The 7725-nt window shown below is 66.7% G+C and carries 5 protein-coding genes; 2 read left to right on the plus strand and 3 right to left on the minus strand.

The window, feature by feature from the left end:
* Positions 1 to 107 precede the first annotated feature (107 nt).
* Entirely contained in the window at positions 108 to 992 is an 885-nt protein-coding gene (locus V4558_15880) for a phospholipase (GenBank protein ID MES2306981.1), read from the minus strand.
* A gap of 30 nt (positions 993 to 1022) precedes the next feature.
* The gene (locus V4558_15885; protein ID MES2306982.1) at positions 1023 to 2102 is read right to left on the minus strand and encodes an MBL fold metallo-hydrolase; all 1080 of its coding nucleotides are present in this window, start codon (positions 2100 to 2102) and stop codon (positions 1023 to 1025) included.
* Positions 2103 to 2319: 217 nt separating this feature from the next.
* On the opposite strand from V4558_15885, the gene V4558_15890 reads away from it, so the two are divergent.
* The gene (locus V4558_15890) at positions 2320 to 2814 is read left to right on the plus strand and encodes a lipocalin family protein (protein MES2306983.1); all 495 of its coding nucleotides are present in this window, start codon (positions 2320 to 2322) and stop codon (positions 2812 to 2814) included.
* 325 nt (positions 2815 to 3139) lie between these two features.
* On the opposite strand, the gene V4558_15895 is transcribed toward V4558_15890, so the two are convergent.
* The gene (locus tag V4558_15895) at positions 3140 to 7099 is read right to left on the minus strand and encodes an AAA family ATPase (protein ID MES2306984.1); all 3960 of its coding nucleotides are present in this window, start codon (positions 7097 to 7099) and stop codon (positions 3140 to 3142) included.
* Positions 7100 to 7246: 147 nt separating this feature from the next.
* Between V4558_15895 and V4558_15900 the strand changes: the two genes are divergently transcribed.
* Complete coding sequence (locus tag V4558_15900) at positions 7247 to 7690, plus strand: hypothetical protein (protein MES2306985.1); 444 nt, start codon at positions 7247 to 7249, stop codon at positions 7688 to 7690.
* Positions 7691 to 7725 lie beyond the last annotated feature (35 nt).

The raw sequence follows: 7725 nt of genomic DNA on the forward strand, positions 1-7725 counted from the left end.
GAGCCGGAGGCGAGCGCAGTCGAGGGAGCAACCCCTCGCCGTCGAGACCACCTCCCTCGACTTCGCGGCCTGCGGCCGCTTCGCTCAGGATGACAACAAACCACCGGCTATCCCCGCCGCTGCTTGAACATCCAGCTCAACATCGCCGGCTCGGTGTAGGCCCACTCCCAGGAGTTGTGGCCGACACCCGGATACTCGGTCTGGTAGGGGTGCACGCCGAGCTTGCGGAGCGTGGCGATTCGACCGCGGGATACTGCAATCGGCACGGTCTGGTCGGCGTCGCCGTGGAAATTCCAGAGCGGCGTTCCGGCTACTGGCGTCTCATTGGTCGCGCTGCCGCAGCAGGGGGCGGCCGCAGCGAAGAAGCGCGGCCGATGCGTGATCATGTTCCACACGCCACCGCCGCCCATCGATTGCCCCGTCAGGTAGATGCGATGCGTGTCGATGGGAAGATCCTTTACTAGCTGATCGATCAGCTCCATCGCGACCCGCGCACCGTCGCCCAGACCGGCGATTGGTCGCGCGACCGAGTCGCCGTCGGCGGGCGGGCCGTAGCGCGCCCAGCCGCGATCGGTCTGTGGCGCCACCACGAAGCAGGGGAAGCGCTTCTGGTTGGCAGGCAGGGCGAAGAGCCGAGTGCCGAAGATGTTGCCGAGGCCCATCTGCTTTTCGTTGTCATCTCCGAGACCGCCGCTGCCGTGGAGGAAGACGACGAGGGGCAGCGCGCCCGGCGCCTTGGACCGGAAGAGGCGATACGGCATGGACCAGTCGCTCTTGAAGGAGTGCGCTTCGTAGAGCGTGTCGAGGCCATCAGCGGATTGCTTGAAGCGCTCGATGAGGGCCAGCCGTTCGGGCGAGTTGGGAGCGCCCGGCGCCAGCGGCGGGGGAGCGTCGCCCTGGCGCGTGGGCACCACCGAGGACAGGAAGGCCTCGGAACGACCGAGAGTGGTCAAGGCGCCGAGGGCGGCGAGTGCTTCGCGTCGTGTCATCATTGCGTGGTGGCTCCGTGCAGGGTGGAGACGTTACCTGAGACTTGCTTCGCGGAAGACGAGGCGAACCAGTTCTGCTGCGGTCTCGTCGAACGCGGCTTCAATCTCCTTGTTGCCCCCGGCGAAGCGTTCGCGGAAGGCGGTGAGATCGATGCTGCCCTTCACGGCATCGACGGTGCGGAACATTGCCGGCCCGGAGTTCCGAAGTGCCTCGTTCATCTGAGTGACGGCGCTCGTGATCAGGTCACGAATCAGTGCCAGGTGCGCCGTGTCGTGCAGGACGGGGCCGTGACCGGGAACGACCATCGCCGGCTGGAGCGCGATCACCCGGCTCAGCGTGGCAGCCCACTCGCGCGGGTAGCCGTCGTAGAAGTAGGGGAGGGGAAGGACCACGAGATCGCCCACTGCAACGATCCGCTCCGCCGGCAGCTGCACGACGAGGTCGCCGGGGGTGTTGCCGCGGCCGAGGAAGCGGACCTCGACGTTTCTGCCGCCCAGGTCGATGGTGATGTTGTCTGCTACGGTGAGGGTGGCACTCTGGAATGGTGACTTCTTCATCTCGAGCATCACTTCATTGCGCCGAGCGAGGATGCGCTTTACTTCGGCCTTGTCGGCATCGGAGAGCGGGGTTCCGTCGCCATTCTTGCCGCTGTCGTGGAGGCGCTGATACCCGGCGGTGCCGCGCTCTTCCCGACTGAGTGAGCCGGGACCGAAGCGATCCATCTCCTCTTTCGTGTCCGGGTGGGCGATGATGCTCAGCCCCGGAAAGGCGTCCATGTAGGCGCGATTGCCGAAGTTGTGATCGTTGTGAAAGTGCGTGGTGACCAGGAAGGTGACGGGGTGCGAGGTCCACTGCCGGATCTGGGCGATATCCTCCCGCGCTTCCGACGGCAGAAAGGGCGCGTCGACCACGAGGACCTGTCGCTCGCCGATGATGACGGTGGTGTTGCCGCCGGCGAAGCCATCCTGCGCGTCGCGATGCTCGATGACATAGACTCCGGTCGCGAGTTGAGTCACCTTGCGTGGCGACTGGGCGATGATGTGCGCCGTTGCGCCGGTGAGGAGCGTGGCGAGCAGGAGCGCGCGAAGCGATGGCGCGCCGGAGATGATCACGTGGTGGCTCCAGCATAGAAGGAAATTGCTGCGCGGTGCGGTGGCTTGCTGGAGTCTCATACGCTGATTGGGCTACCGTCGGTTTCTCGCTTGTCGTCCTTCTTACTTTGCTCGCGCCCAGCCGCCCGCGAAGATGCCGCTCGCAAACAGGGTATACTGACTCACCTCGTCAGTCGGATCGAATATGAACGCCCTCTCGTTGCTCCTTGGGATACTCATGGCTCAAGACACCGTCCCGCTGTCAGTGAAGTCGGTGGACTCCATCGATCTCGCGCGCTACGCTGGCCGCTGGTACGAGGTCGCGCGCTTCCCCAATCGGTTCCAGAACCAGTGCGTCGCGGCGACCACGGCCGACTATGAATTGCTCCCCAACGGCGAAGTGCGGGTAACGAACGCCTGCCGGAAGAGCGACGGGACCATCAGCCGCGCGGAGGGGAAGGCGAAGCTCGCGCGTCGCAACGGGCCGACCTCGCAGCTCAAGGTCCGCTTCGCGCCGAGGATCCTGTCGTTCCTGCCGATGGTCTGGGGGGATTACTGGGTGCTCGATCTCACGGCGGAGTACACTGCCGCGCTCGTCGGCGACCCGAGTCGCAAGTATCTCTGGGTGCTGTCGCGGACGCCGGTGCTCGACGATGAGGTGTATCAGCGACTCGTTGAGAGCGCAAAGGCCCAGGGGTTCGACGTCTCGCGGCTGGAGCGATCGCCGAGCTGACCTTAGCGACGGCCGCGAATTGTTGTCGCCCCGGGCCGTCGGAGACTCGCTGGTGCCGCGCTCGCGCGGCACCGGTTTCCCGATTCGCATTAAGTCCGCTCGCGCCGCACCCCGTGCGGCGCAGATCTCGCCAACGACTGACACTTGCCCGCCGCAGTATTCGACGTACCCGGCCTCACGCCGTGGGCTGCCTCTCCGCAGCTGTGGAGTCCCGACGGCGGTTCGAGCTGGCGACAGTAGAGCTGGTGCGCGGCGCCTCCAAGGCCGCTCCGAGGCACCCACGACGCGAGGCCCGCGAAACTCCGTGGCGCCGCGTCGCGGTGAGCTATTTCTTGCTCCAATCGATGTCTGTCCGGACACCACTCCAGACCTGCAGTGGGCCGTGCAGCAGTCGAGAATCGGCGGATTCATCACCAAGCACGACTCGGAACGGGGTGTCCAGTAAGAGCGCTCCAGGGGAGATCCAGAGCGCCTGCCCGTTGACGGCGACGCCGCAACGACCGTCTGGGAAGATCTGCAGTCGCAGTCGCCACCACTTCCCGGTGCGGATCGAATCCACGAGCCGGCCAATGTCCGTCTCGCGTGAGCCGGCTGCACCCATCGCGATGCGCGTGGCGCCCCAGGAGCCCGGTCCGGGGAAGCCTGCGAAGCAGGAAGCATCGAAGGTCGCGCCGCGTGGTGGCGTCTGCCGTTGATTGGCACTTGCGAGCACGCGCAGATCGATGCCGGGTACGAAGGCCGTGCGGATCCGCTGGTGGTCGTTGCTCGAGAGGGTCGTCGAGAGCCGCACCTCCAGGCCAAGGCCGTGGGTGGCTGGAAAGGTTCGGCGACTCACCGCGAAACTTTGGTAGCTGCCATCGCCACGATTCCAGAACGCCGTGGTGCCGTCGGAGCTGGCGACGACGATCGGCACAGGGTCACCCCACGGTAGCCAGCGGGATTGCCAGTCGTCATGCCAGCGTTCGTCGAGCATGGTGGCCGGCGGCTGCCCCACCACGACGAGCCGCCTGGTTGCACTCCTCCAACCAGCAATCGTGGCTGTGATCGACACAACGCCTGGCGCGCGCGGCCGGACCTCTCCTGTGGAATCGACTCGCGCCACCGTCGTATCCGAGACGTTCCAGCTCACGGGCACCCGAATGGGCACCTCGACGTCTGCAGCGGTCAAGGCCCGAACCCGCAGGCGCGTGCCGATGCCAAGGAATGCCTCGGCGACGGAATCGCTGAATTCCAGGTGGTCGATAAGAAGTGATCGATCGGCGGGCCCTTCCCACCACCTCGCCGCGTTTCGCACGCTACCCCTGTGTGCGACCGGCCGTGCGTTTCCCGGATTGGCCAGCGGCATCACTACGTCGCGGAAAGCCGTTGCTCCTGCGCCCAGCGTTGCGACCACGAGCCAGCGACGATCACGGCTGAGCCGTGCCAGATTCGGTACCTCCGTGCTGAGGAGCTGCCTGGTGTCGCGGCTCCAATCGTAGAGCAGCAGCTGGCGTTCGCCCGATTCGAGCGTGATCAGCACCAATTCGTCGAGGCCCGCCCAGCCCGCGAGATCCGCGCTTCCCTCGTTACCGACAGCACGGCACTCGGGCTCCCGGGTGCCGTCGCGGTCGGTGACGCAGAAGCGTGCCGGGCCGTCGGGCATCTCCCGCCGGAAAGCGATGCGGGTGCCATCGGGGGACGCGAACGGTTCGGTGTCGTGCCCCGGCCCGCGAGTGATTTGCCGTGCGGCGCCCGTGGCGGTGTCGAAGACGGCGATGTCATACTCGCCGTGCGGCGGGGCTGGCGACCAGCGATTGCTCATGCCGACGACGCCGGAACCATCCGGGAGCCAGTCATTGGCCAGATCGTCCCGCGCTTGCGAGGTGAGACGACGCGTCCCTGCCGCTGTCCGAATCCAGAGATCAAGCGTGGTGCTATCGCCGGAGTCACCGGTCCACGCGACCGCCTTGCCGTCGGGACTGATGGCCGGGGGAATTTCGGGATGTGCCAGGGCGGGGGACACGAAGCGCGCCGACGCCGGCCCCAGGGTCACGGGCGTTCGGTTGCCGTCCCACTCCGCAAGTGACGCGCCGAAGCCACTGGCTGCACCGTTGGAGTCGATGTAGTAGAAGTGCTGCTGCCGGCTCGTGAACTGCTCACGAACACGTGCCGCCGCAAGCGCACCGATCGGGAGGACCAGCGCCATCAGCACCGCCGCGCGCTGTCGCGTCGCTGACCAGAGCCCGAGGCGCCACCGGCGTGGCAGGGATGCGACGAGCGTTGCGGCCTGCGGATCCGACGGGGTGGTGCCAATCAACTCCGCCGTGAGTGCCGTGAAGTCGCGTCGGTCTCCCCTGACGCGTGCTCGCAGCAGGTAGCTGCGGTGCAATCGCTGGAGATCGAGCGTTGCACCCGCGGCGAGGAAATGCCGGCTCGCCCGCAGGAGCCCTTCCGGATTGCCCGCGATGCCGCGTTCGTGATATTGCCCCACGAGTCGATGGGCCTCGCGACCCTGCTCCTCGCTCTGCGCATCGCGCGCAGCCGCTGCGATTTCATCGTGCGTTGTCGTCCACCCTCGCTCGCTCTGTCGGACCAACCCGCGCACCTCGAGCGGTGCCAACGCTTGCGTGAGATCCGCCAGGTTCCGCCCGGTCACGGGCGAGAGCGTCTCGACGTCGAGCGGTGCGCCGGCAGTGGCGAGCAGGGCCAGCAGCCACGACTCATCCGCCGGGAGTCGGCGGATCCGTTCCCGGAGCGCGCTCCCGGTTTCCAGCAGCGTGCGGAGTTGCGACTCATCATGACAGTGCCACCCGTCGCGATCGAGCGTCAGCGTCTCCTGATCCACGGCCAGTCGCAGCGTCTCGAGCACCAGGAGTGGCGAGCCACCGGTCGCTCGGTGCACTCCATCGACGAGGGCCGTGGCCCAGGGCTCGCTCTCGCGCAGGATGCCGAGCCCGGAGATGAGGCTCCCCAACTGCGCGATGGTAAGCGGCGCGAGTGTCAGCGTCGTGACCGAGTCGTCGGAGGGGTGCCGCTCTGGTCGTGATGCGGTGACGCAGAGCACCCGAATATTGGTGAGTCGCTGGAAGAGTCCCTCGATGATTCGCCACGACGCCTGATCGATCCAGTGCAGGTCATCGATGGCAAGCACGAATGGTTGTTCGTGTGCAACGGCCTGTGTCAGGTCGACCAGGGCAAGTGTCCGACGCCGTAATGCCTCCTCACCTTGCATCGGGTCGGGTGCTGCGGCAAAGTGACTCGAGAGTGCCGGGTTGAGAGCCACGAGTGTCGCGGCCGATGCCGGTGCAACTCCTGCGGCACCGGGGAGCCCGACGAGTGCGGCCGCGATGTCGCCCGCGAAGGCGTAGGGCACGTCACGGTCGCCCGGCATCCCTTGCACGCGCACGATCGGCGCACCGGCAGCCGCGAGGCGTGCGCAGGCATCGTGCAGCAGGCGGGATTTGCCAAGCCCCGCAGGCGCGCTGAGGTGCAGGTGAAGGGCACGCCCCTGGCGTGTGTTCGCCCACGCAGTGGTGATGGCGGAGAACTCGCTTTCGCGCCCGGTGAGTTCGGCGACGAGTCCCGTGGAGGGACGTAGTTCCGACGTGCCAGGGACGAGCCCTCGCGCGCGATCAATCAGCGTGCGCGTGGCAACCTCGAGATGGAGTTCCTCTCGCGCCGCGATCTGCAGCAGCGCGTCGGCTTCGATCGTCGCGGTGAGGATGTCGTTGCCGGCGATGGCGGCCTCGAGGAGCAGGCGCCAGGCGAACTCGCTTTCCGGCACGCGGTCGCGGGCCTGCCGCGCTAGGGCGAGTGCCTCCCGAAAGTGTGCCGCGTTGAGGTGTCGTCGGACCAGCAGGTCGGCAGTCCGCAGGTAGGCGCTTCTGAGGCGATGCCGCTCGAGGTCGGCCCATTGTTCGAAGGCCGCACCGCCAGGCACACCGAAATGTGTGAGGAAATCTCCCGGGTACCCGGCCAGCGCCGCGTCGAGTGCGCCGCGTTCCACGTGCGCCAGGAACTGCTCGCGGTCGATGGTGATCGCCGGGCCGAGGGTGAGCTCTTCGGTGCCCTGAATGGCATCGTCGCCGAGGAGGTGGCGAAGCTGGAAAAGGGTCTGCCGAAGGGTACGCCGGGCGCGATCGGGCTCGACATCGGCCCAGAGGAGGTCGAGCAGGAATTCCCGCGAAGTACGCCGGCCAGGTGAGGAGGCGAGGTAGACGAGCAGCGCAAACGGTTTGCCGGGGCCCAGCAGAGGCGGTCCTGATTCGGCGGGATAGAGCCCGGCCGAACCCAGGGTGCGGAGCATGAGTGAGGGTGCGGTCGGCGGAGTCAGGGGGCCCCGATGGTGGTTTTAACGGTCGTCTGACGCCGGGACGTCACTGTTGGGAGGAGCCGGACAACGGCTTGACCAAGCTACGACACGCCAGTCACCCTCACAAGACAGGATCCCCCTATGCGTCTCCCCGGATTCCGGCTCGCGTCCGCCCTTCTCCTCCTCGCCGTGCTCGGTTGCGGCGACTCGCCCACCGAAGCCACCGGGGTTGATCTGACCGGAACCTGGACGGCGACGGCGATCGTCGCGACCAACAAGGCGAATCCGTCCCAGACGTCGAACGTCTATGCTGGCGGCCTGCGCTTCTCGGTGACCTTCAATGCGAATAACAGCTATACCCAGACCCTGACAAATCCGGGGTCGGCGCCGCAGATCGAGAGTGGCAGTTATGCTGCGACGAGCACCTCGGTCACGTTCACGCGCACGTCGCCTTCGCCGATCACCACGACGGTTCTCGCGTTCACGCGAGTCGGGAATGTCCTGACGATCACCTCCGGAGATTCGATGAACGACTTCGGTAGCGGTCCGGTGCCCGCGACGCTGGTGGCGACGCTCAGCAAGTAGCGTCGCCTCTGGGCTGTCGGAGCCCTCGGTGGTGG

It is taken from the genome of Gemmatimonadota bacterium, assembly GCA_040388535.1.
Lineage (GTDB): Bacteria > Gemmatimonadota > Gemmatimonadetes > Gemmatimonadales > GWC2-71-9 > Palsa-1233.

Coding starts and splice junctions, on each gene's coding strand:
- V4558_15895 (MES2306984.1), bottom strand. CDS start 7,099: ATGCTCCGCACCCTGGGTTCGGCCGGGCTCTATCCCGCCGAATCAGGA.
- V4558_15890 (MES2306983.1), top strand. CDS start 2,320: ATGGCTCAAGACACCGTCCCGCTGTCAGTGAAGTCGGTGGACTCCATC.
- V4558_15880 (MES2306981.1), bottom strand. CDS start 992: ATGATGACACGACGCGAAGCACTCGCCGCCCTCGGCGCCTTGACCACT.
- V4558_15900 (MES2306985.1), top strand. CDS start 7,247: ATGCGTCTCCCCGGATTCCGGCTCGCGTCCGCCCTTCTCCTCCTCGCC.